Origin of the sequence: Stenotrophomonas sp. T8 (assembly GCF_051853085.1) — a bacterium.
Taxonomy (GTDB): Bacteria; Pseudomonadota; Gammaproteobacteria; order Xanthomonadales; family Xanthomonadaceae; genus Stenotrophomonas; species Stenotrophomonas sepilia.
Map to the genome: position 1 here is coordinate 817492 of NZ_CP195329.1, position 20963 is coordinate 838454.

The 20963-nt window shown below is 67.8% G+C and carries 24 protein-coding genes; 12 read left to right on the top strand and 12 right to left on the bottom strand.

Translation table 11 applies throughout. The annotated features are described in order from the left end of the window. Positions 1-242 precede the first annotated feature (242 nt). From ACSDHM_RS03885 to ACSDHM_RS03910, 6 genes are all read left to right on the top strand, one after another. On the top strand, positions 243-674 hold the full coding sequence (locus ACSDHM_RS03885; RefSeq protein ID WP_072168661.1) for a pyridoxamine 5'-phosphate oxidase family protein: 432 nt from the start codon (positions 243-245) through the stop codon (positions 672-674). Positions 675-768: 94 nt separating this feature from the next. After that, positions 769-1350, top strand: coding sequence for an NMCC_0638 family (lipo)protein (locus ACSDHM_RS03890; protein ID WP_005415652.1), 582 nt, complete (start codon positions 769-771; stop codon positions 1348-1350). Between the two features lie 205 nt (positions 1351-1555). Next, on the top strand, positions 1556-2023 hold the full coding sequence (locus ACSDHM_RS03895) for a DUF2975 domain-containing protein (RefSeq protein ID WP_088496571.1): 468 nt from the start codon (positions 1556-1558) through the stop codon (positions 2021-2023). Further along, positions 2023-2247 carry a helix-turn-helix domain-containing protein gene (locus tag ACSDHM_RS03900; RefSeq protein ID WP_061479178.1) on the top strand — a complete coding sequence of 75 codons (225 nt, stop codon included), beginning with the start codon at positions 2023-2025 and terminating at the stop codon, positions 2245-2247. The genes ACSDHM_RS03895 and ACSDHM_RS03900 overlap by 1 nt, the downstream gene beginning before the upstream one ends. 43 nt (positions 2248-2290) lie before the next feature. After that, positions 2291-3832, top strand: coding sequence for a TerC family protein (locus ACSDHM_RS03905; protein ID WP_088496567.1), 1542 nt, complete (start codon positions 2291-2293; stop codon positions 3830-3832). Positions 3833-3952: 120 nt separating this feature from the next. Continuing rightward, on the top strand, positions 3953-5089 hold the full coding sequence (locus tag ACSDHM_RS03910) for a metallophosphoesterase (RefSeq protein ID WP_439426967.1): 1137 nt from the start codon (positions 3953-3955) through the stop codon (positions 5087-5089). A gap of 117 nt (positions 5090-5206) precedes the next feature. On the opposite strand, the gene ACSDHM_RS03915 is transcribed toward ACSDHM_RS03910, so the two are convergent. The 5 genes from ACSDHM_RS03915 to ACSDHM_RS03935 form a co-directional block, all read right to left on the bottom strand. Beyond that, the gene (locus tag ACSDHM_RS03915) at positions 5207-5863 is read right to left on the bottom strand and encodes a ferric reductase-like transmembrane domain-containing protein (protein ID WP_088496741.1); all 657 of its coding nucleotides are present in this window, start codon (positions 5861-5863) and stop codon (positions 5207-5209) included. An 82-nt stretch (positions 5864-5945) separates the two neighbouring features. Next, the gene (locus tag ACSDHM_RS03920) at positions 5946-6680 is read right to left on the bottom strand and encodes an HvfC family RiPP maturation protein (protein WP_227836620.1); all 735 of its coding nucleotides are present in this window, start codon (positions 6678-6680) and stop codon (positions 5946-5948) included. Beyond that, entirely contained in the window at positions 6673-7512 is an 840-nt protein-coding gene (locus tag ACSDHM_RS03925; RefSeq protein ID WP_088496743.1) for an HvfB family MNIO-type RiPP peptide maturase, read from the bottom strand. The genes ACSDHM_RS03920 and ACSDHM_RS03925 overlap by 8 nt, the downstream gene beginning before the upstream one ends. A 56-nt stretch (positions 7513-7568) precedes the next feature. Further along, on the bottom strand, positions 7569-8045 hold the full coding sequence (locus ACSDHM_RS03930; RefSeq protein ID WP_069139051.1) for an HvfA family oxazolone/thioamide-modified RiPP metallophore: 477 nt from the start codon (positions 8043-8045) through the stop codon (positions 7569-7571). 100 nt (positions 8046-8145) lie between these two features. Continuing rightward, entirely contained in the window at positions 8146-8790 is a 645-nt protein-coding gene (locus ACSDHM_RS03935) for an HvfX family Cu-binding RiPP maturation protein (RefSeq protein ID WP_072168667.1), read from the bottom strand. A 341-nt stretch (positions 8791-9131) separates the two neighbouring features. On the opposite strand from ACSDHM_RS03935, the gene ACSDHM_RS03940 reads away from it, so the two are divergent. The 5 genes from ACSDHM_RS03940 (at position 9132) to ACSDHM_RS03960 (ending at position 14027) form a co-directional block, all read left to right on the top strand. Further along, positions 9132-9926 (top strand): alpha/beta fold hydrolase, encoded by a 795-nt coding sequence (locus ACSDHM_RS03940; protein WP_439426672.1) that lies wholly within the window; start codon positions 9132-9134, stop codon positions 9924-9926. A gap of 3 nt (positions 9927-9929) precedes the next feature. Continuing rightward, the gene (locus ACSDHM_RS03945; protein WP_072168669.1) at positions 9930-10475 is read left to right on the top strand and encodes a redoxin family protein; all 546 of its coding nucleotides are present in this window, start codon (positions 9930-9932) and stop codon (positions 10473-10475) included. Between the two features lie 57 nt (positions 10476-10532). Then, complete coding sequence (locus ACSDHM_RS03950; protein WP_111201165.1) at positions 10533-11273, top strand: response regulator; 741 nt, start codon at positions 10533-10535, stop codon at positions 11271-11273. Continuing rightward, entirely contained in the window at positions 11270-12583 is a 1314-nt protein-coding gene (locus ACSDHM_RS03955) for a sensor histidine kinase (protein ID WP_439426673.1), read from the top strand. The genes ACSDHM_RS03950 and ACSDHM_RS03955 overlap by 4 nt, the downstream gene beginning before the upstream one ends. A gap of 184 nt (positions 12584-12767) precedes the next feature. Further along, positions 12768-14027: an MFS transporter gene (locus tag ACSDHM_RS03960; protein ID WP_439426674.1), complete on the top strand. Its 1260-nt coding sequence runs from the start codon at positions 12768-12770 to the stop codon at positions 14025-14027. 4 nt (positions 14028-14031) lie between these two features. On the opposite strand, the gene ACSDHM_RS03965 is transcribed toward ACSDHM_RS03960, so the two are convergent. Continuing rightward, positions 14032-14979, bottom strand: a complete 948-nt coding sequence (locus ACSDHM_RS03965; protein ID WP_134968082.1) for a nucleoside hydrolase — start codon at positions 14977-14979, stop codon at positions 14032-14034. Positions 14980-15130: 151 nt separating this feature from the next. On the opposite strand from ACSDHM_RS03965, the gene ACSDHM_RS03970 reads away from it, so the two are divergent. Continuing rightward, positions 15131-15463 carry a hypothetical protein gene (locus tag ACSDHM_RS03970; RefSeq protein ID WP_439426675.1) on the top strand — a complete coding sequence of 111 codons (333 nt, stop codon included), beginning with the start codon at positions 15131-15133 and terminating at the stop codon, positions 15461-15463. A 92-nt stretch (positions 15464-15555) separates the two neighbouring features. Here the strand turns inward: ACSDHM_RS03970 and ACSDHM_RS03975 are convergent, their stop codons facing one another. The 6 genes from ACSDHM_RS03975 to mdcE form a co-directional block, all read right to left on the bottom strand. Next, positions 15556-16275, bottom strand: a complete 720-nt coding sequence (locus ACSDHM_RS03975; RefSeq protein WP_353080151.1) for a GntR family transcriptional regulator — start codon at positions 16273-16275, stop codon at positions 15556-15558. Between the two features lie 105 nt (positions 16276-16380). Further along, positions 16381-17748: an SLC13 family permease gene (locus ACSDHM_RS03980; RefSeq protein ID WP_069139059.1), complete on the bottom strand. Its 1368-nt coding sequence runs from the start codon at positions 17746-17748 to the stop codon at positions 16381-16383. Between the two features lie 104 nt (positions 17749-17852). Next, the gene (mdcH, locus tag ACSDHM_RS03985) at positions 17853-18773 is read right to left on the bottom strand and encodes a malonate decarboxylase subunit epsilon (RefSeq protein ID WP_088496419.1); all 921 of its coding nucleotides are present in this window, start codon (positions 18771-18773) and stop codon (positions 17853-17855) included. Further along, a complete protein-coding gene (gene mdcB / locus ACSDHM_RS03990; protein WP_188241187.1) occupies positions 18770-19627 on the bottom strand; it encodes a triphosphoribosyl-dephospho-CoA synthase MdcB in 858 nt (285 codons plus the stop codon). Before mdcB ends, mdcH begins: the two co-directional genes overlap by 4 nt. Then, a complete protein-coding gene (gene mdcG / locus ACSDHM_RS03995; protein WP_188241186.1) occupies positions 19624-20265 on the bottom strand; it encodes a malonate decarboxylase holo-[acyl-carrier-protein] synthase in 642 nt (213 codons plus the stop codon). Before mdcG ends, mdcB begins: the two co-directional genes overlap by 4 nt. After that, positions 20258-20962 (bottom strand): biotin-independent malonate decarboxylase subunit gamma, encoded by a 705-nt coding sequence (gene mdcE / locus ACSDHM_RS04000; RefSeq protein ID WP_065178163.1) that lies wholly within the window; start codon positions 20960-20962, stop codon positions 20258-20260. The genes mdcG and mdcE overlap by 8 nt, the downstream gene beginning before the upstream one ends. Between the last annotated feature and the right edge of the window lies 1 nt (position 20963).

Genomic DNA, 20963 nt, shown 5'->3' on the forward strand with positions numbered 1-20963 from the left:
GCTGCCATGCCGGTCGTGCCACGGGGTTGCGCGATTCTCGGGCACGCCCCTGTTAGCTGGGTGTAGTGCTCCGCAGGGGCGTTCCTCTATCTGCCTTTAACGTAAGCATGGTGGTGTGGAGTGCGTCACGCATGGACCATGCGCCGTATCTCGTTTCCCGTGAAGAGGCCGCAAGTGCTCATGCACTTTCCGGTCACCGCTCTGCGCAGACGCTGGGCGTCCCTCCGATCAAGGACCGCGCCGTGACCCAGCTCACCCTCCCAGAACTTGCCAAGAAAATGGCCGGCATCGATTTCACGATGCTGCAGACCCGCGCCGGTGGAGAAATTGCCGGTCGCCCCATGAGCAACAACGGTGACGTGGACTATGACGGTGACAGCTGGTTCTTCACCATGGAAGACACCGACATGGTGCGCGAGATCGAGGCTGACCCCACCGTCGCACTGGGTTTCTCCGGCAGCAAGTCGCTGCTGGGCAAGCCGCCGCTGTTCGTGCACGTGCAGGGAAGGGCGGCGCTGGTGCGCGATCGGGCCACGATGCGCGAGCACTGGGTGAAGGACCTGGAACGGTGGTTCGAACAGGGAGTGGATACACCGGGACTGGTACTGATCCATGTGCGCGCCAGCCGTATCCACTACTGGGATGGCGAGGACGAGGGCGAAATCACAACCTGATCCCGGCGCGGGGAGGCCGGCGGCAACGCGGCCGTTGCGCGCCGCGCCCGGGCTTTGCCATCCTCCCTGCTGTTTTCCGTACCGTGGAGTTCCAATGCGCCCTGCCTCCTGGCTGATCCTGGCCCTGCTGCCTGCCCTGGCGGCGGCGCAGCCTGCACGTGCACCGAAGGCCAGCGCACAGGCGCAGGACCCTTTCAGTGAGTTGTTCGATACCGCCTGCATGCAGCACATCGGCGCACCGGCGCGGTTGCAGTCGTTGATGGAATCCAACGGGCTGTCACCGCTGCAGCCTGCCGAGGCGGCAACGTTGCTGCAGGGGCAGTCGGGCGTGGCCTGGATGGTGCCGCTGGCCAGCGGCCGCTATGCGGTCAGCTGGGCTGACGATGGCACGTGTACGGTCTACGCCGAAAAGGCCGACGCGGCGGTCGTGCAGAAGGGCTTTGCCCGGTTGGTGCAGGCGGCGCCGACGCCGTTGCAGGCGCGCTCGCTGCCAGGCCGTGGGCCGTTGTCGGCGGACCAGGTGGCGATCCAGTACGGCTGGGCCACGCCCGGGCAGGCCAAGCTGCAGGTGCGTTTCCGGCTGGTCACGCGGCAGGCGGCCGAGGCCGGCGTGCAGGCGATGGCCTCGGTGACGCCGGGCGAAGCGATGCTGGAGCAGGCTGCACCCAGCCGGTAACGCTGGCCCCGCGCCGCGCAGGCTGCCCAGGCCCGCGATTCAGCCTTTCACGCAGGTTGTGATATATCGTTTATCGATAAATCCATCCCGGGGGCGGCGAGGCCGCCCCAATGCCGGAGGCCGCTTGACCGCTCGTCCCGCCCGCGCCAGACCCGCGCGAGGCTTGTTCACCCTGGCCCAGGCCGCCGTCCAGGCCGTCCGGGCGATGTGCTGGCTGGGCATCCTGGCCGCACTGCTGGCCGTGCCGCTGGTCGCGCACGACCGTCGCTGGCTGCTCGACAGCGTCCACGATGGCGCTGCCGCTGCTGCACACGGCAACGCGCTGTTCCTGCACTTCTGCCTGGGGCTGGCTGCGATCGTCGCGCTGCTGGTGCTGTGCCTGCTGTTCCTGCGCCATCTGCTGCGGCTGCTGAAATCGGCGGCGCGCGAAAGGCCGTTCACCCACGCCAATGCGCAGCGCCTGCAACGGATGGCGTGGCTGATGCTGGCGATGGAGCTGCTGTCGATCCTGATCGGCGCCTACGCGGCCTGGATGGGCCCGGACTTCAGCTGGATGGAGGTGGGCGGCGGCATGTCGATCACCGGGCTGGTGGCGGTGATGATGCTGTTCGTGCTCGCACGCGTCTTCGCCGTGGGCGCGGCGATGCGCGATGACCTCGACGGTGTCATCTGATGGCAATCGTCATCACCCTGGACCGCGTGCTGCAGGAACGGGGCATGACCCTGTCCGAGCTGGCCGGGCGCATCGACATCACCCTGGCGAACCTGTCGATCCTGAAGACCGGCAAGGCGCGCGCCATCCGCTTTTCCACGCTGGATGCGATCTGCCGGGAGCTGCAATGCACGCCTGGCGACCTGCTCGGGTACGACCCGTCGCACACGCAGGACGCAGACTGAGTGTTTGTTCTTCTCCCTTACCTACTGACGAAACGGACCTGAAATGGAATGGTTGGCTGACCCCTCGATATGGATGGGCCTTGCAACCCTGGTCGTGCTTGAGATCGTGCTCGGCATCGACAACCTGGTGTTCATCGCGATCCTTGCCGACAAGCTTCCGCCGCACCAGCGCGACCGCGCGCGGGTGATCGGCCTGGCACTGGCCCTGCTGATGCGGCTGGTGCTGCTGGCGGCGCTGGCCTGGATCATGAAACTGACCGAGCCGCTGCTTACGCTGTTCGAGCACAGCTTTTCCGGGCGTGACCTGATCCTGCTGGGCGGTGGCCTGTTCCTGCTGTTCAAGGGCACCATGGAGCTGCACGAACGGCTGGAAGGCCGCGCGCACCACGAAGATGGCAAGAAGGTCTATGCCAGCTTCGCCATGGTGGTGGCGCAGATCGTGGTGCTCGATGCGGTGTTCTCGCTGGATTCGGTGATCACTGCGGTCGGCATGGTCGACAACCTGGGCGTGATGTATGCCGCCGTGACCATCGCAATGGCGCTGATGTTGCTGGCGAGCAAGCCATTGACCCGCTTCGTCAACAAGCATCCCACCGTGGTGGTGCTGTGCCTGGGCTTCCTGCTGATGATCGGCTTCAGCCTGGTGGCCGAAGGCCTGGGCTACAAGATCCCGAAGGGCTATCTGTACGCGGCGATCGCCTTCTCGATCCTGGTGGAAGCCTTCAACCAGTGGGTGCGTTTCAACCGTGAGCGCAACGAGCGTCGCCAGCCGTTCCGGCAGCGCACCGCTGATGCGGTGCTGCGCATGCTCGGCGCGCGCCCGGCCAATGGCCACGACGATGAAGGCCTGGACGCGCAGGTGGACGCCGAAGAGCGCCTGCAGCCTGCCGAACACGAAATGATCCGCAGCGTGCTGGGCCTGGCCGACCGGCCGGTGTCGAGCGTAATGACCGTGCGCGCCGATGTGCAGTGGATCGACCTGGCGCGTGGGCAGGAGGACGTCGTGGCGCGCCTGGTGGCGTCGCCGCACACCCGCCTGCTGGTGGGTGAGGGTGACCTGGACAGCCTGCTTGGCGTGGTGCAGAGCCGCGATCTGCTGGCCGACCTGCTGCAGGGCAGGCCGCTGCAGCTGGAAGGCAACCTGCGCGAGCCGCAGTACGTGCTGTCCAGCGCCAGTGCGCTGCAGGCGCTGGAACTGATCCGCCAGCATCCGGTACCGCTGGCGGTGGCGGTGGATGAGTACGGCAGCGTGGAGGGCCTGGTGACCGCCAACGATCTGCTGGCGGCGATTGCCGGCGATCTGGTCGATACCCAGGACGAGCGCTATGGCGTGGTCGCGCAGGGCGAGGAGCAGTGGGAGGCCGACGGTGCACTGACTCTGGACGACCTGCAGCGGCTGACCGGCGTATCGCTGCCACGCAGTGCCGACTACATGACCATCTCCGGGCTGGTGCTGGAGCAGCTGGGCCGGCTGCCGGACATCGGCGATGCGGTGGAGGTGGCGGGCGTGCGCATCACCGTGCTGGCGATGGAGAAGCGCCGTATCGCCCGCCTGCGGGTGCAGCGCCTCGACGGAATGGCTTGACGCCCCTGTTGTTGTAGCGCCGAGCCCATGCTCGGCTGCAGATTGAAATACCGGGCATGGGCTCGGTGCTACACAACACCGCCTGCAGCCGTCACCATGGCGGCCCACTTTCTTTCCAGGATGGTTGCAGTGCTGAGTACGATCGGTTTGTTGATGGGCCTGTATGTGGCCTGGCGCCTGTTCTGGCCACAGCGCATGCCCACTTGGCTGAAGGTCGTGCTGTCGCTGCTGCTGGTGGGCGTAGCCGTGCAGCTGCGTATCGTCGCCACCTTCTGGGGCACCATGGCGTCGCCGGAAATTCCGAAACTGGCCATCGCCACGCTGGTCACCGGCTCCACGGCGGTGCTGCTGTTGGCGTTGCTGATGCTGGCGATGGATGTGGGCCTGCTCGCGTCCCGCCTGCTGCGCTGGCCACGTGCGGTAGCCGCATTGCACACGCGGCGCTTGCGGCCGGCGGCCGGCGTGCTGGCCCTGCTGGTCAGTGGTTATGGTGTCAGTCAGGGCATGGCAGTGCCCCAGCCCCGGCAGATCGAGGTGAGCGTTGCCGGGCTGCCAGCGGCGTTCGACGGCTATCGCGTGCTGCAGCTGACCGACATCCATGCCAGCCGCCTGTTGACCGGCGACTGGGTGCGCAGGGTGGTGGATGAGAGCAACGCATTGGCGCCGGATCTGATCGTGATCACCGGCGATCTGATCGACGGCAGTGTCGAGGCCCGTCGTGACGACGCGCGTCCTCTGGCCGATCTGCGGGCGCCGGACGGTGTCGTCGCCATTACCGGCAACCACGAGTATTACGCGCAGTACCAGGCATGGATGCAGGCGTTCCGCGCGCTGCACATGCAGGTGCTGGAGAACAGCCACCTGCAGGTACGACGCGGTGATGCAGCGCTGACCATTGCCGGGGTCACCGATCCGGTGGCCGCACGCTACGGCCTGCCGCTGCCGGATCTGGACGCCGCCTTGGCCGGCGCCGATCCCTCTGCGCCGGTGATCCTGCTTGACCACCGCCCGCGCAACGCGCGAGAGGCGGCGGCGCGCGGCGTGAAGCTGCAATTGTCCGGGCACACTCACGGTGGGCAGATCATCGGCATGGACCAACTGGTGAAGCGGGCCAATGGTGGCTTCGTCTCCGGTCGCTACGACGTGGACGGGATGACCCTTTACGTGAGCAATGGTGCGGGTCTCTGGGCCGGTTTCCCGGCACGCATCGGCGTGCCGTCGGAGATCACCCTGGTGACATTGCGCCGCGCGCCGTGACCTGAAGTGGGGCAGATCCCTTTCCGCAGGGGATTCGATGCCGATCGTGCTGGGATCCCTCTGTAGAGCCGAGCCCATGCTCGGCTGAACCAGAGGCAGCCGAGCATGGGCTCGGCTCTACAAGTAACCGCCTCCTTGAGAACTCCGCAGCGGTGGCCGCGCACGCGCGCTTCGGCGCAGTGACTGCGCCCGCTTGGTGATCCAGCGCACCACGAAGGCGGTGAACAGCAGTGCCGACGGCACCGCATACCAGAAGTTGCCTGGCACGCGCTTGAAGTACGAGTAGGTGAACACCGCCGCGATGATCCACATGCCGGACAGGTGCAGGCGACGCCAAGCAGTGGGGCCCATGCGGCGGGCGATCCCCCGATGCGAGGTGATGGCCAGCGCCAGGATGGCGATGTAGCCCACCGTGCCCGGAAGATTGGCCAGCGCGGATCGTGCTGGCCAGAACGCCGGGTTGAGGATGCCGAAACTGGTGATGGCGATGGCATGCAGCAGGTGCGAGAACGCGAAGGACAAACCGACGGTGCGCCGTTCGCGCAGCAGGAACCGGGTGAACGGGCCGGGCAGAAGACTGGCGAACGACGATGCGGTGAACGCCGCCAGGAACAGCAGGAACGATGTGCGTGCAGTGATCCGGATCGCCGCACGGCTGCCTTCGGCTGCATCGGGATACAGGGCGAAGGCCGCCAGCGCGAATGCGATCAGGACCACGGCGATGGCCACGAACAGGCGCCAGCCGTGCAGGAAGGAAGTGTTGGAAGCAGCCATGGTGAGACCTCGAAGCAGGAATGGGGAGCACCGGCCGCTGGCCGGGCACCGAGTGGGTAGTGCCGACCGCTGGCCGGCAACCTCAGGAAGCAGGCAATGCAACCAGCACGCCTGCCATGCACAGCTCGCCCAGAACGGGCACGCAGGCCACGCGCAATGCGTCCGTTGCCACGCCATGCGTTTCGGACAGCGTCTGTAGTGCCTCATCCACCGGCGCGCCGTCGTCACCGAAGGCTGATAGCAGCGCGTAGGCCAGCGGTGACAGTTGCTCGACCTGCAGGCTGAAATCGGCGCGGCGCTGGATCACCAGCAGCGTGGGCGCTGCGCCCAACGCCGGCTCCAGGGCCTCGTCCTCATGCACCGGCCACTGGTAGCCCAGCACCCGCACCAGCGGCGAAACCGCCAGCACATCGCTGCCTTCGGGAACGCGGTGCAGGGACCGCCCGGCGTCACGTGCTTCAATGTGCAGCGACTGCTGCGAGCTCTCGTAGTGCGCCAGTTCCGCTGTCCAGGCCGGGAGTGCCAGCGTGTCCTGTACTGCCAGCCAGGTCGCGAACTCGCCGGCGATCTGTGGGAACAACGGGGTCTGGCAGGCGTGGCGGGCGTAGTAGTGCTCCACCGTGTCGCGCCAGCGTGGCGTGCCCAACTGCTGTTGCAGGCGCGGCAGGCTGCCGGCCAGCAGGGTGTCCAGGCTGTCGATGCACAGGCGGCGGTATACCGCCAGCCTGCCCGCCTCGACGCCGTCGGGTGCGGCCATTGCTGGGTCCCGCACATGATCGGCCCAGCGCCGTTGCAGGGTAGCCAGCGACTCAGCCATGGGCCACCTCGGGTGAACGTGCCTCGACCTGCGCTTGGCGGATCTGTGCAACCTCGGTCAGCAACTCCGCCAGCGGCGGAAAGTTGAAGTCGCGTTCGAGCAGCGTCGGGCGCACGCCGACCCGCGCATAGGCCTCGCGCAACAGCGCCCAGACCACGCCTTTCACCGGGGCACCGTGGGTATCGATCTTGAAGCCATCGTCTTCATCGAAATGGCCGGCCACATGCAGCGAGGCGACACGGTGGGACGGCACGCAGGCCAGGAATTCGAAGGCGTCGTAACCGTTGTTGCAGGCGTTGACGAAGACGTTGTTGACGTCCAGCAGCAGGTCGCAGTCGGCTTCGGCGAGCACGGCGTTGATGAAGTCGATCTCGCTCATGTCCGCGCCGGCAACGGCGTAGTAGGAGATGTTCTCCACGGCGATGCGCCGGCCCAGCATGTCCTGCACCTGGGCGATGCGACTGGCGACATGGTGTACGGCTTCGGCGGTGAACGGCAGCGGCAGCAGGTCGTAGACATGTCCGCCGGCGGCGCAGTAGCTCAGGTGTTCGCTGTACAGCTGCACCTGGTGCAGGTCGAGGAAGGCACGGGTCTGTGCCAGCAGGGTGCGGTCCAGCGGATCAGGACCTCCCAGCGACAGCGACAGGCCGTGGCAGGTCAGGGGATGGCGCTCGCTGAGCTGGCGCAGCGCGGCGCCGTGTGCACCGCCGACGCCGATCCAGTTGTCAGGGGAGACTTCGAGGAAGTCGATGGCACTGGCCGGCATTGCCAGCAGTTCGTCGATCAGGCCACGGCGCAGGCCAAGGCCGGCGGCATTGAAGGGCAGGGACATGGCGGATGCTCCAGAGAGAGGGCGCCGCCTTGAAGGCAGCGCCGGTTGGACGTCGATCAATCGGCAACGCGGGAGAACAGGCCCTTCGGCATCGGCTTGCCGTTGGCGGTGTAGACGCTGCGCAGGTAGTCGTGCGCTTCCTGTTCGCTGATGTAACCGTCGTGGTCGGTGTCGATGCGGTCGAACTCGGCGGCACGCTTGGCGGCCACCGCGTTGAACTCGGCACGCGAGACCTTGCCGTCGTGGTCACGGTCGGTGCGGGCAAACGAGGCATCGCCGCACTTGCCTTCGCCACACTGGCCTTCGGCCACCTTGGCCTTGCCGGCGGGCTTGCCGGTGGTGGCCTTGTTGGCCCCGCACTTGCCTTCGCCGCACTTGCCTTCGGCGGCGGCGCTCATGGCGACGGCGCTGATCGCCAGCGGTTGGATCGCTGCGGCCTGGCCGGCCAGCAGCAGGCCACCGGCCAGGGCGATGCCGATGGCACCAATGCGCGGCAGGCGGGAGGAGGGGGTGTTCTTGGTCGAGACGGACATGGTAGTGACTCCTTGGGGATGGCACGCCAGGCGTGCGGGATGGACGTCGCCTGAAGGCGACGGAAACGAAAGGAGGAAGCGCGGGAAGGGGCGAAGCAGGTCAGGCGGTGCGACGACGGCGCAGCGCGTAGCCCAGCAGCAGCACGCCACCAAGCAGGGCGCCGCCGAAGCCGATGCCGGGCAACAGCGCGGCAACCGGCAGCAACAGGGCGATCAGGCTGACGCCCCAGCCCAGGCCGTCATCGCCGACGGGGGCATGCTGTGGGCCGACCAGCAGCCGGTCCACGCTGAGCGCGCCACCGCCGTTGAGGATCAATGGCAGCAGCATGGCCAGGAACAGCAGCGGCAGCTTGAAGTTGCCGTAGCCCTGGTCGGTGATCGCATAGCCCTGCCAGAGTTCACCCAAGCCGCTCCACTGGTCGGGCCAGTGCACGGCGGCGATGGCGACCACCGTCAACACCCAGAAGACGTAGGCCACCGAGCGCGTGGCCAGGCCGAGCAGCAGCATCACCGCACCCACCAGTTCCAGCCAGGTGGCCAGCTGCCAGTTCAACGATGCGGGCAGGGTGGAGAACGGGAACGGGAAGCGACCTTCCAGCTCGGCGAACCAGTTCTGGCCGCCCAGCTTCTCGCGGCCGGACTCAAAGAACTCCCAGGCCAGCAGCGTGCGAAGCGCCAATGGCGAGAGCCAGCGGCCGACGGCGTCCAGGCGGGGGGTATACACGGAAGAGGCGGTGCTGATCATGGTGGTTTCCTGCGGGCCAGTGGTCGATGGAGGCCATTCCAGGCGGCGCAGGTATCGGCAACGTGTGCCGTTGCCCGGGGTTTTGTCAGCGACTGTGGCCGCAGCCGGGGTTTCGTACAGTCGGATACAAAGACGATGCGTGGATGCACATCGATGCGTTGCGCGCACGCGTGCGTGGAACGGTATCCACCCAGTAGCGCCCGGCCAGGCCGGCGCCAGAATGTATCCCACTGTAGAAACCCGCCTGCGCCCTACAGTCCGTTACAACTCCGCGCCGCGAAGAAACAGCGCCGATACACCGGCAGGCGGAAATGACCACTCCCAACACCGGAGTGTCACCCGTGATCCGTATCTCCTCGCTTGCCGCCGCTCTCGCCCTGGCCGGAGCTGCCGCCCCGGCCTTCGCCACCCAGGCCGATACCGCTGCACCGCCCACCGTCATCCTGGTGCACGGTGCCTTCGCCGACGGCTCCAGCTGGAGCAAGGTCATCACCACGCTGCACGACTGGAAGCTGCCGGCGGTGGCGGTGCAGAACCCGCTCACGTCGTTGGCCGACGATGTGGCCGCCACCCGCCGCGCGATTGCCGCCGCGCCCGGCAAGGTGGTGCTGGTCGGCCACAGCTGGGGTGGCACGGTCATCACCGAAGCGGGCAATGACCCGAAGGTGCAGGCGCTGGTGTACGTGGCGGCCTTCGCACCGGATGCAGGGCAGTCTTCGGCGCAACAGGGCGAAGGCTTCCCGGTCGGGCCGGGCCTGGCCCGGCTGCAGGAGAGGGATGGCTACCTGACGTTGCCGGCCGATGCCATCGCCCAGGACTTCGCGCCGGACGTAATGAAAAAGTCGGCAGCACTGCTGTACAGCACGCAGGTCCCGTTGAAGGCCAGCGCGCTGGGCGAGGTGGTGAACATGGCGGCCTGGCGCAGCAAGCCGAGCTGGTACGTGCTCAGCCGTGATGACCGCATGCTGTCGCCACAGCTGCAGGCCGCGACCGCACGTCGCATCGGTGCACAGGTGCAATCGATCGGGAGCAGCCATGTGTCGCTGCTTTCGCATCCGGCGCAGGTAGCCGACAGCATCCTGGAGGCGGCAGGGGTGAAGCCCGCTGAACTGCCGTTGGCCGAGCAGGGGGGCTGAACGATGACCGCACTGCGAGGGTACGCACTGCCGTTGCTGCTGGGCCTGCTCGGCGGAGCAGCGTTGTTGCTGGCCTGGCCCAACCCGGAGGCCGATGCGCAGCCGGCACAGGCCCTTCCCGCTGCCGGGTTCGACGGTGGCGGGCCCTGGCACAACAGCCCACCGCTCACACTGAAGCAGTTGCGGGGGCAGGTGGTGCTGGTCGAGTTCTGGACCTATACCTGCAGCAACTGCCTCAACGTGGCGCCGTATGTCCACCAGTGGAATGCCAGGTACGCGTCGCAGGGCCTGAAGGTGATCGGCGTGCATACGCCGGAGTTCGCCCATGAAGGGCTGCCCGGCAACGTGCGCAGGGCCATCGCACGGTTGGACATCACCTGGCCGGTGGTGCAGGACAACCAGTACCGGATCTGGAACGCCTGGGGCAACCGCTTCTGGCCCGCACTGTACCTGCTCGACCGGCAGGGGCGGGTGGTCTACCGCCATTACGGCGAGGGCGACTACGCACGTACCGAAAGCGAGATCCAGCGCCTGCTGGCCAGCCCTTGAGCCGCGCTACCATGGCCGCGCAGCGCGGCCCTGACCTCCGTCTTCATCGAGAACGCAATGAACCATGTACCGCACATCCTGGTCGTCGACGATGACAGCGAGATCCGCCAGATGCTGGCCGACTACCTGCTGCGCAACGGTTTGCGTGTCAGCCAGGCCGACGGTGGCCGGGCCATGCGCGCGCTGATGGATACCCATGCGGTGGATCTGGTGGTGCTGGACGTGATGATGCCAGGCGAGGACGGCCTGAGCCTGTGCCGCAACCTGCGCGCCGGCAAGCATCGCGCGGTGCCGGTCGTGCTGCTGACCGCCCGCGATGACGAAACCGATCGCATCATCGGCCTGGAAATGGGCGCTGACGACTACGTGACCAAGCCCTTTTCTTCGCGCGAGCTGCTGGCACGCATCAATGCGGTGATCCGTCGCACGCAGATGCTGCCGCCGAACCTGCAGGTGAGCGAGGCCGGGCGCCAGCTCGCCTTCGGCGAGTGGCGCCTGGATACCACCGCGCGCCACTTGCTGGACGCACAGGGGACCGCGTATCCGCTCAGCGGCGCCGAGTTCCGCCTGTTGCGCGTGTTCCTCGACCACGCCAATCGGGTGCTCAGCCGCGACCAGCTGCTCAGCCTCACCCAGGGCCGCGATGCAGAACTGTTCGATCGCTCGATTGACCTGCTGGTCAGCCGCGTGCGCCAGCGACTGGGTGACGACGCGCGCGAGCCGACTTACATCAAGACCGTGCGCAGCGAAGGCTATGTGTTCAGCGTGCCGGTGCAGTTGCTGGGGCCGGACGAATGAGCACCGGCGCACGCCGTCCACGCTGGCCGCGCACGCTGTCGGCGCGGCTGCTGCTGGTCCTGCTGGGCGGACTCACCCTGGCCCACGCGCTGTCCTTCGGCTTGCTCTTTTTCGAACGCTACCAGTCCACCCGCAGCATGATGCTGCGCAACCTCGACGAGGATGTGGCGGTGAGTGTCGCACTGCTGGAGCACCTGCCCGCAGACCAGCGCGATGCCTGGGTACCACGGTTGGAACGACGCACTTACCGCTACCTGTTGCGTCCAGCCGCGCCCGGGCCGGGGCTGCAGACCGATCGTGCGCGCCAGGTCACGGCGATCATCGACGACAGCCTGCGGCACCGCTATCGGTTGCAGGCGCGCCAGGTGGCTCGCCTGCCGGAGCGGTTTGAGGTGGAACTGCGCCTGCACGACGGCACACCCTTGACCATTGAAGTCACCCCGTCGGGCCTGCCGCTGGCACGTTGGCTGCCCGCCGTGCTGCTGGTGCAGCTGGCGCTGCTGCTGGTGTGCGCGTGGCTGGCCGTGCGCCTGGCCCTGCGCCCGCTGCAGCAGCTGTCGCATGCGGTGGAGCATCTGCAGCCGGGCAAGGACGGGCCTGCACTGCCTGAAGATGGTCCTGCGGAAGTAAGCGGCGCGGCGGCCGCACTCAATGCACTGCAGGCACGCATTCGTGGCCATGTCAGTGAACGCCTGCAGATCCTGGCCGCGATCTCGCATGACCTGCAGACCCCCATCACGCGCATGAAGCTTCGGGTGGAGACCTTGCCGGAAGACGCTACCCAGCAGCGCCTGCTGAATGATCTCGATCACCTTGGGCAACTGGTGCGCGAGGGCGTCGCCTATGCGCGCAGCAGCCACGTCGCCGCTGGCGCGCCGGTGTCGATGGACCTGGGCGCGTTCCTCGCCAGTGTGGTCGGCGACTACGAGGACATGGGCAAGCCGGTCACTGGCGGTGCGCCCGCTGGGCTGGTCGTACAGACCTGGCCGCAGCCGCTGCGCCGGGTGGTCGGCAATCTGGTCGACAACGCATTGCGCTACGCCGGCGCCGCCGAGATCGAGGCGGGTCGCGATGAGGCCGGAAGGGTGTGGATCAGCATTTCCGACCGTGGCCCCGGTATTCCCGAGGGCCAGCTGCAGGCAGTGCTGGCGCCGTTCCACCGGCTGGAAAGCTCGCGCAACCGCGATACCGGCGGGACCGGCCTGGGCCTGGCCATCGCGGTGCAGCTGGCGCAGTCGCTGGGCGGCTCGCTGCGCTTGCACAACCGCGAGGGTGGCGGGCTGCGGGCGGAGCTGCAGCTGCCGGGCTGAGTTGCCCGGCCTTGTGTTCCAGCAAGGATGCTTCTGCTTCGGCCTTGGCGGTGAGCGCTTCAGCGGTCATGAAACCCAGTGCATGCACGCAGCCGACAGCCGATGACCGGCATTTCACCCGGTCCATGCCACGCTGCGCGGAACCTGCCCAACCGGGATAGAGGCTGTTGAAGGCGAATACGCAATGACCGCGGCGCGGCAGCGCTCGATGTGGGTGGCCGGCCTGTCCACGGTGGTGGAGTGGTACGACTTTACCCTGTACCTGTACTTCGCCACGGTGCTGTCGCGGGTGTTCTTCGGCGGTGGCGAGCAGGCGTTGCTGGTCACCTTGGCCGGATTCGCGGTGTCCTACCTGATGCGTCCGCTGGGCGCGCTGTGCTTTGGTCACCTGGGTGACCGGCTCGGCCGACGCTGGATGTTGCTCGCGTCGATGGCGTTGATGGCAGCGGCAATGCTGGCCACTGCGCTGCTGCCGACCGCGGCCACCGCAGGCGCCACGGCCGGCGTGCTGCTGCTGGTGCTGCGCTGCGTGATGGCGTTCTCGGTGGGCGGCGAATATACCGGCGTGGTGGCGTACCTGCTGGAAAGCGCACCGGCGCGCCGACGCGGCCTGGTTACGTCATTGGCCTCGGCCGCCAGCGAAGTGGGCGCCCTGCTGGCGGTGGCGATCTCTGCACTTACCGTCGCGCTGCTGCCCACACCGCAGCTGGACAGCTGGGGCTGGCGGATTCCGTTCCTCGTCGGCGCTGCGCTTGCGCTGGTGATCCTGATTGCGCGTTCGGGCATGCACGAGTCGCCGGAGTTCGAGCGCCAGCGCCGCGAAGGCAGCATTCCCGCCACACCACTGCGGCATGTGCTGCAGCATCATCCGTTGGCGGTGGCGCGCACGTTCGCGATTTCGGCGCTGGGATCGATCACTTACTACGTGGGCATCACCTATGTGCCTGCATTCCTGCACGCGCAGGGCCACGATGAGGGTGACGCACTGTGGCTGTCGACGATCGCGGCGGTGGCAGTGATCGCGATCACGCCCCTGTGTGGCGCATTGTCGGACCGGGTCGGACGACGTCCGGTGTTGTTGGGCCTGACCGTGCTGGCAGCGCTGCTGCCGCTGTCCCTGTTTGCGTGGATGGCACAGGCGACGGCGCTGGGCATCGTGCTGGCGGCGGTGCTGCTGGCCTGCGTGGCCGGCGGTGTAAGCGCGGTGGCGGCCCCGGCCACGGCTGAGCAGTTCCCAGGCGAAGGCCGGGTCAGCGGCCTGGCACTGGGAGTAACAATGGCCACTGCCTTCTTCGGCGGGGCAACGCCATGGCTGGCGCAATGGTGGGTGGAGCGCAGCGGCTGGGCGGCGGCGCCGGGCGCGATGATCGCGCTGGTGGCGGTGCTGGTGCTGCCGGTGCTGTGGACCCTGCCCGAGACGGTCCCGGGCAGGGCCAGACGCTAGCCGGTCAGACCTTCAGGGTCTGCTCGATGTCGGCCAGTACCGCGGCCGCATCCACACCGATGGCGATCGACTGCACCACGTGGCCGTCCCACACGCTGGGGCCGAATGCCAGGCCTTCCGGCTTGGGAATGGTCATGCCGCGGGCAACGCCGTCGGTGGCCACACGCACGCTGGCGCGCTCGAACTGGAACAGTTCCGGGCGGGTCAGCGCGATGCATGCGCAGCAGTCGTGCACGACCATGCCCTTGTGGCCGGCCTGCAGGTAGAAGTCGACGTAATCCTGCGACAGCGCACGGACCAGCTCGGCGTCGGCACCGCCGATGGCGGCCAGCTTATCCAGGCCGTCACGGTCCATTTCCACGCGGGTGGTCACGTCCAGGCCGATCGCGGTGACCGGCCAGCTGGCGGTGAACACCACGTCGGCCGCTTCGGCATCGCCCCAGATGTTGGCCTCGGCGGCCGGGGTGATGTTGCCGTTGACGTGGAAGGCGCCGCCCATGATCACCACGCCGCGTACCAGGCCGGCGATGTCCGGGGCCTGCTGCAGGGCCAGGGCCAGGTTGGTCATGCGGCCGACCGCGACCAGGGTCACTTCGCCCGGATGGGCGCGGACCAGATCGATGATCAGCTGATGGGCCGGGCGGGCATCGGCGGTCACGTCCAGGCTGGCCGGCACCGGGTGGTTGCCCAGGCCGTTGTGGCCGTGGATGTGCACCGGCCAGGCTTCCGGGGTGGCTTCCGGCTGCAGCGGGCCATCGGCACCGCGCGCGACCGGGGCGGCGAAGCCCCAGGCCTGCTTCAGGTACAGCGCGTTGTGCGTGGTCGACTCCACCGAGGCATTGCCGAAGGTGGTAGTGACGCCGATCAGGTCGATCTGGGCGTGCTTGTGCAGGTACAGCAGGGCCAAGGCGTCGTCGACGCCCGGGTCGGTATCGAAAATGACTTTCAGCATGTTGTTGTTCTTCTTCTTCCGTGTGGTGCGAGGGGCGCCGGCGGCCAGGGGCAGGCCGGCACGCCCCCACATTGTCCCATCTTCATGACAGGCAGGGCCATTGCCGGGGTGGCAGGCCATAATGCCCCCAGTCCAGGCATGGTGTCGCCGAATGCTGATCGTTGCCCTTCTGCTGGTCCTGCTGGTGCTGGGCTTGAACGTGGTGGCTACCGTGCTGATCGTCAGGCGTGATGGGCTGTCGGCGGGTGGCCGGACGGTGCAGCTGCTGATGGTCTGGCTGCTGCCGCTGGTCGGCGCCATCCTGTGCATGGCGGTGGCTACGGCCGATGGCTCCGGGATCCGGGGCGACAACAGTTTCGGCGGTGGCTACGATCATCCGGGCGGCCAATCCGGCGACAGCTACAGCCATCACAGCCACAGCAGCTCCGACTGCGCCAGCGACGGTGGCAGCGGTGACGGCGGCAGCTGCGGTGGTGGCGATTGACGAGATGTTCCAGGATGCCGGCCAGCGGCCGGCACTACCAGGGCGTGACCTCGGCTGGGTAGTGCCGGCCGCTGGCCGGCAACCTCATCCGCTCAACCGCCGCCTTTGGTCGGCAAGGGCGCTGGCACGTTCAACAGCCCGCCCGCTGCCACATAGGCGGCCAATGCCTGGCCCTGGCTGAGCAGATGGCGCTCCATGGTGCGTTCGGCAGCCTGCGCATCGCGGCGGCGGAAGCACTCCATCAACTCGCGGTGTTCGGCCAGCGACTGCGCCGTGCGGCCCGGGGTCAGCAGCTGGCGGCCGCGATGCATCTTCAGGATGCGGTGCAGGTCGTGGGTGATGCGGATCAGCCACGGATTGCCCGCGTAATGCTGCACGGTTTCGTGGATCAGGTAGTTGTTGCGATAGTACTCGGCAATGTTGCCCTCGGCCGCCGCCGCTTCCATCGCCGCATGCAGGGCCTCCAGTTGTTGCACACCGGCATCGTCGATGTGCTGCACCGCCTCATGCGCGCAACGGCCTTCCAGCATGGCCATTACCGGGAACAGCTGGTTGAGGTCTTCCAGCGTCAACCGGGTGACCCGGCTGCCACGACCTGCGTCGATCTGTACCAGGCCTTCGGCGGCCAGCAGCTTCAACGCCTCGCGCAGCGGCGTGCGGCTGATGCCCAGTTCTTCGCACAGCGCGGGCTCGTCGATCCACTCGCCCGGCGGCAGCCGATAGTCGTAGATGCGCTCGCGCACGTGGTCGGCCACCTCTTCATACAGAGGTGCGCGCTTCTTCGGTGACCGCGGGGCAGGGGCAATGGCCATGGAGGAAGTGTACCGCCAGGTAGTGCCGGCCGCTGGCCGGCAACCCATGATCGCTGGATGGCTTCATGGGATTGCCGGCCAGCGGCCGGCACTACCGTTGGGTAGTTACATCCAGCCCGGCACCACGAATACCAGCCAGGCCAGCAGCGGTCCAAGCGCCACCACCAGTCCGCTGTAGACCAGGAAGCGGCGGAACAGGGTCTCGCGTTCCTCCTTGGCTGCCGAGGCCACCACCAGTGCGCCATTGGTGGAGAACGGGCTGACATCGACGATGGTGGACGACACCGCCAGCGCGCAGATCACGCCGGCGGCGCTGAGGTGACCCTGCATCAGGAACGGCACCGCCAGCGGAATCGTGGCGCCCAGCACTGCGGCCGACGAGGCGAATGCGGAGACGATGCCGCCGACGTAGCAGACCAGCAGCGCGCCGAGCAGCGGAATGCCGATGTCGGACACGCCATTGCCGATGAAGTCCACCGCGCCGGCATGTTCCAGCACGCCGATGTAGGTCACCACGCCACAGATCAGCAGCACAGTGGACCAGCTGATGCCATCGACCGCGCCCTTCTGGCTTTGTGGCGACAGCAGCGCCAGCGCCACCGCGACGGTGATCGAGACCAGGCCGACGTTGAGGTTGTAGATCAGCGCGGCCACGCCCAGGCCGAGCAGGCCGATCAGGGTGAACAACCGTTCGCGGGTCAGGCCCACCGCATCCAGTGCCGCCGGATCATTGCTGAGCGTGCCGCCGCCTGCTGCGACCAGCGCGCCATGGCCTTCGATCGCGAACTGGCGCGACGACGCCTGCGGGCCACCGGCCATCGCCAGTTCGGCATTGCCGATCGTTCCTGCCGCGGTGATCGAGCCGCGACGCAGCAGGGCGATGCCACCGAAGGCGAAGAAGCAGATCGTCGCCATCATGAAGTTGAAGCCCAGGCTGGTCAGGAACACTGCCATCTCGGTCACTTCCAGCCCAGCCTTCTGCACCACGCCGTTGGTGATGCTGCCGTACACGCTGATGGGCGAGAAGCCGCCGGCCTGCGCACCATGGATGACCAGCAGGCCCATCATCAGCGGGTTGATGTTGTACTGCTTGGCAAAGCGCAGCGCGACCGGGCCGATGATCGCGACCGCCGCCGGGCCCAGCGCACCGAACGCGGTGAGCACCGCGGTGATCACGAACATCACCCACGGAATGGCCACGATATGGCCACGCACCACTTTCACCGCCCAGTGCACCAGCAGGTCGATGGTGCCGTTCTTCTGCGCGATGGCGAACAGGTAGGTGATGCCGACCAGGGTCAGGAACAGATCGCCGGGAAAGCCGGCCAAAACCTCCTTGCCGCCCATGTCGACCCACAGCCCGCCGATGATGAAGGCCAGCGCAAAGGCGACCGCGCCCATGTTGATCGGCATCGCCGTGGCGACGATGAACATGATCACCAGGCCGATGATCGTTGCGATTTGTGGACTCATGCGCCCTCCCAGACACGTGGCTCACGTACAGCGCGGATGGAGACCCGCCATCCCGGGTTAAGGCGACGTACTGCGTGATGCGTGATACGTACTGCTGGAACCCGTTACTGCAGCCGCTCCAGCGCACTGCGGACCCACGCCGCGGCGCCTTCCAGGCTCTGGAACTCTTCCACCGCGCGCACTTCGCAGCACGGATAGGACGGCGCGACCATGCGCGCCAGTGCGTTGCCCGGGCCCAGCTGCAGGAACACCCGCGCGCCGCGCTCGAAGGCCTGGCGCATCACCTGCGCCCATTCGATGCTCTGCGCCAGCTGCGCCGACAGCGTGTGCACCACCGTGGCACGATCACGCACAGGCCGCGCATCGATGCCGGCCAGCAGCGGCAGGCGTGGGGCTTGCAGCGGCGAGGCATCGAGTGCGGCAGCGAACGGTGCGACCGCCGCCGCCAGCAACGGCGTGTGGGCAGGCACGTGCACCGCCAGCGGACGGATGCCGGCACCCTGCGCCCGTGCGGCACCGGCCAGCCGCTGCAATGCGGCGTGCGTGCCGCCCACGATGAAATGGTCCTGCCCATTGGCGATGGCCACGTACGCACCGTGCAGATCGCACAGTGGCTGCAGTACATGGCGCTCCAGGCCAAGTACCGCCTGCAGGCCTGCATCGGCGGGGCTGGCGCCGTCCATCAACTGCGCGCGCTGCGCCGCCAGGGCAAGGCAGGTGGCCGCATCGAAGCTGCCGGCGATGGCATGCGCAGCCAACTCGCCGATGCTGTAGCCGGCGGCCAGCGTCGGCGTTGGCACGTTGTCGCGCAGCCCCTGCCACTGAGCCAGAGTGGCCGCGCACAGCAGCGGTTGCGCCTGCGCATTGTCGAAACGGTCGTCGGCCACCGCGGCGGAAAACACATCGCGGCCGAGCACCGTGCTGGCCCGATCAAGGGTGTGGCGCGCGGCCGGAAGATCGCGCACGCGGTCGAACATCGCTGCGTGCTGCGCGCCTTGGCCGGGGCAGAGCAGGGCCAGGCTCATGCGCGCTCCTGCAGCAGCAGGAACCCGCTGCAGGCCAACAGGTCTGCGCTGCCGCCTGGGCTCAGCCGGCGCGCGACGAAGCCATCACCGATGCGACGCAGATGTGTCCGCCAGTCCGGCGCGAAGGTGCCGCCCGCGTCCAGGAAGGTGCGGGCCTGCCGCTGGGCCCAGCGCAGGCCGTCGGTGCCGCCACGGTGCAGCAGGTTGAGGTCATCCACGCACGCGATCAGCTGCATCAGGGTCTGGCACATCGCGGCCTCGCGTGGCAGGCCGTTGGCCACTGCGTGGCGCAGGGCAGGCAGTGCCACTTCGCGCAGCAGCGGATAGCCGGCGGCCGCTTGTTCGCGCACACCCTGCACGCCGTGCCGTGCGCGCGCGCGCTGGCCAGGGCTGTTCGCATCCAGAGGTGCGTCGGCGAGCTCGGCAGACCAGCGGCGCACTTCCTGGCAGACCTGCTCACCCGTGGCGGCATGGCCCAGGCGGGAGCGACAGGCCGCGGCGGCCGCCACCAGCAGGCCGAGACTGAAGACCGCGCCACGATGGGTATTGACGCCGGCGGTTGCGCGCAGCATCGCGATTTCGGCTGCGATGCCACATCGGCGCAAGGCGTCGAAGTCCGCCCCGGCTGCACCGAGGCAGGCCACGGCGGTGAAATAGTGGCGCAGCGCGAACAGGCTGCGCAGGAATGTGCCGGCGTCCATGTCGTGATGGCTGCCGCTGTCGAATGGCGTGACCAGTCCGGGCTTGGGCGCCAGCGCCAGCTCCGCATGCAGGCTGGCGACGGCGAGGCGCCCCAGGCGCGCGCTGTCCACGGCAGCTGCCGGCCTGACTGCCGATTGCACGACGGCGGTCATGCGCTCACCCCGGCGGAGGCGAACATCGCATCGCGTAGTTCCAGTGCGGCACCATCGAGGCGCTTGACCAGTACCTCGCGGCTGCGTCCGGCGTACTCCCGCCAGTTCACGGCGGCGTCGCCGCCCAGGCACAGCTCGCCATCGACCCGCCGGTCGTGTTCGGCTTCCCATGCCTGTAGCCGTGCAGCCAGGGCATCGGCCTGCGCGGTGGTGTCGATCGGCCACAGCAGATCGACGTCCGAGCGCGCGTGCACATAGCGCAGGCCAGTAAGGTGCTGCCACGCGAAGGCACCGAATACGCGCGCCTCAGCGATGTTCTGCAGCACTTCAAGGGGCCGCCGCCAGTCCTGCGGAACGTCGCCTTTCAGCACCGCCTGGAGTGCCGGCGGCGGTGTGGTGCGCAGCACATCGTGTGCTGGCACGCGCAGGCCCAGGCGCAGTTTGCCCTCGGCGGGCGGCAGCGGCACGCCGAGACGCAGGCGTGGATCGGCATCGTCGGCGGCACGCCGCGCGACGATGGCCGGCCGGCCCTGTGCAAACCAGTCGGCCAAGCGCGACTCATGCGCGGCGATGTCCGCCTGCCAGCCGGCGTGCGCTGACAGCCAGACCAGCGTATGTCGGGGCAGCCGCTCAGGCATCGCCCTGGCTCACGGCTTCAGCCACGCGTGCGGCAAGCATGCGCCCGCCACGTTCGGCTCCGCGCACTGCGCGGCGGTCGCCATGGGCGGGCGTGCGCAGGGCCTGCAGAAGGTGCTGGGCAAGATTGCCCTCCCACAACGATTCCACCGCACCCATCGCCACGTAGTTCTCCACGCCCGGTGCGAACACCGGTGAGGTCTGGCTCAGCGCCTGCAGTTTATCCAGCGGCTGCTTGGTCACCCGGGCCATCGCGCGCAGGTCCATCACCCGCACCTGCGCATCCGGCAGGGCATGGATGTGGTCGGCCATCAGCCCGAACGAGAGGAAGCCGCCACTGACGGATTCACCGTAGACCAGCGTGACCAGTCGGGCGCCACGTCGACGCGCGAGATCCAGCGTCTGCGCCAGGTGCGCGAAACAGCCGTTGATGCCGAGCAGTTCGTCGCGGCGTGCCAGGCGCTGGCCGGCGGTGTCGACCAGCATCACGATCGGTTGCTGCGGATGCGCGGCGGTGCTGGCCAGCACCGTCTCGGCCAGTGCCAGTGCGTGGTCCACGCCCACCTCGAGCTTGTTGGCGGTGCCGATCACAGTCACATCGCCGTTGTCGGTGGTGGCGCTGCCGGTCAGCACCGAATCGCTCACCGCAATGGCGTGCCCATGCGGAAACAGGGCATCGAGCAGTGTCTGCAACGGCATG

What these genes read in the sequence shown, in the direction of transcription:
- ACSDHM_RS03890 (WP_005415652.1), top strand. Translation starts at nt 769, where the DNA reads ATGCGCCCTGCCTCCTGGCTGATCCTGGCCCTGCTGCCTGCCCTGGCG.
- ACSDHM_RS03895 (WP_088496571.1), top strand. Translation starts at nt 1,556, where the DNA reads ATGTGCTGGCTGGGCATCCTGGCCGCACTGCTGGCCGTGCCGCTGGTC.
- ACSDHM_RS03945 (WP_072168669.1), top strand. Translation starts at nt 9,930, where the DNA reads ATGACCGCACTGCGAGGGTACGCACTGCCGTTGCTGCTGGGCCTGCTC.
- ACSDHM_RS03935 (WP_072168667.1), bottom strand. Translation starts at nt 8,790, where the DNA reads ATGATCAGCACCGCCTCTTCCGTGTATACCCCCCGCCTGGACGCCGTC.
- mdcB (WP_188241187.1), bottom strand. Translation starts at nt 19,627, where the DNA reads ATGACCGCCGTCGTGCAATCGGCAGTCAGGCCGGCAGCTGCCGTGGAC.
- ACSDHM_RS03930 (WP_069139051.1), bottom strand. Translation starts at nt 8,045, where the DNA reads ATGTCCGTCTCGACCAAGAACACCCCCTCCTCCCGCCTGCCGCGCATT.
- ACSDHM_RS03970 (WP_439426675.1), top strand. Translation starts at nt 15,131, where the DNA reads ATGCTGATCGTTGCCCTTCTGCTGGTCCTGCTGGTGCTGGGCTTGAAC.
- ACSDHM_RS03910 (WP_439426967.1), top strand. Translation starts at nt 3,953, where the DNA reads ATGGTTGCAGTGCTGAGTACGATCGGTTTGTTGATGGGCCTGTATGTG.
- ACSDHM_RS03915 (WP_088496741.1), bottom strand. Translation starts at nt 5,863, where the DNA reads ATGGCTGCTTCCAACACTTCCTTCCTGCACGGCTGGCGCCTGTTCGTG.
- ACSDHM_RS03950 (WP_111201165.1), top strand. Translation starts at nt 10,533, where the DNA reads ATGAACCATGTACCGCACATCCTGGTCGTCGACGATGACAGCGAGATC.
- mdcE (WP_065178163.1), bottom strand. Translation starts at nt 20,962, where the DNA reads ATGCCGTTGCAGACACTGCTCGATGCCCTGTTTCCGCATGGGCACGCC.
- ACSDHM_RS03925 (WP_088496743.1), bottom strand. Translation starts at nt 7,512, where the DNA reads ATGTCCCTGCCCTTCAATGCCGCCGGCCTTGGCCTGCGCCGTGGCCTG.
- mdcH (WP_088496419.1), bottom strand. Translation starts at nt 18,773, where the DNA reads ATGAGCCTGGCCCTGCTCTGCCCCGGCCAAGGCGCGCAGCACGCAGCG.
- ACSDHM_RS03965 (WP_134968082.1), bottom strand. Translation starts at nt 14,979, where the DNA reads ATGCTGAAAGTCATTTTCGATACCGACCCGGGCGTCGACGACGCCTTG.
- ACSDHM_RS03980 (WP_069139059.1), bottom strand. Translation starts at nt 17,748, where the DNA reads ATGAGTCCACAAATCGCAACGATCATCGGCCTGGTGATCATGTTCATC.
- ACSDHM_RS03900 (WP_061479178.1), top strand. Translation starts at nt 2,023, where the DNA reads ATGGCAATCGTCATCACCCTGGACCGCGTGCTGCAGGAACGGGGCATG.
- ACSDHM_RS03905 (WP_088496567.1), top strand. Translation starts at nt 2,291, where the DNA reads ATGGAATGGTTGGCTGACCCCTCGATATGGATGGGCCTTGCAACCCTG.
- mdcG (WP_188241186.1), bottom strand. Translation starts at nt 20,265, where the DNA reads ATGCCTGAGCGGCTGCCCCGACATACGCTGGTCTGGCTGTCAGCGCAC.
- ACSDHM_RS03975 (WP_353080151.1), bottom strand. Translation starts at nt 16,275, where the DNA reads ATGGCCATTGCCCCTGCCCCGCGGTCACCGAAGAAGCGCGCACCTCTG.
- ACSDHM_RS03955 (WP_439426673.1), top strand. Translation starts at nt 11,270, where the DNA reads ATGAGCACCGGCGCACGCCGTCCACGCTGGCCGCGCACGCTGTCGGCG.
- ACSDHM_RS03920 (WP_227836620.1), bottom strand. Translation starts at nt 6,680, where the DNA reads ATGGCTGAGTCGCTGGCTACCCTGCAACGGCGCTGGGCCGATCATGTG.
- ACSDHM_RS03960 (WP_439426674.1), top strand. Translation starts at nt 12,768, where the DNA reads ATGACCGCGGCGCGGCAGCGCTCGATGTGGGTGGCCGGCCTGTCCACG.